1 protein-coding gene is annotated in these 257 nt (G+C 67.7%); it reads left to right on the top strand.

Going from position 1 to position 257, the window contains the following annotated elements; all coding sequences use genetic code 11:
- Positions 1-257 (top strand): flavodoxin-dependent (E)-4-hydroxy-3-methylbut-2-enyl-diphosphate synthase (locus ACSNOH_RS35365; RefSeq protein WP_436725525.1); only part of this gene is annotated, 257 nt, incomplete at both ends.

Raw genomic sequence — 257 nt, 5'->3', positions numbered from 1 at the left:
GTGATCGCGGACATCCACTTCCAGCCGAAGTACGTGTTCGCCGCCATCGACGCCGGCTGCGCGGCGGTCCGGGTGAATCCGGGCAACATCCGGCAGTTCGACGACAAGGTGAAGGAGATCGCGAAGGCGGCCTCGGATGCGGGCACCCCGATCCGGATCGGCGTGAACGCGGGTTCTTTGGACCGGCGGCTGCTGCAGAAGTACGGCAAGGCCACGCCTGAGGCGCTGGTGGAGTCGGCGCTGTGGGAGGCCTCGCT

The sequence above is a fragment of the Streptomyces sp. URMC 127 genome (assembly GCF_051386535.1).
Taxonomy (GTDB): domain Bacteria; phylum Actinomycetota; class Actinomycetes; order Streptomycetales; family Streptomycetaceae; genus Streptomyces.
Note: the sequence above shows the minus strand (reverse complement) of the source record. Positions and strands in the feature narration are given on the sequence as shown.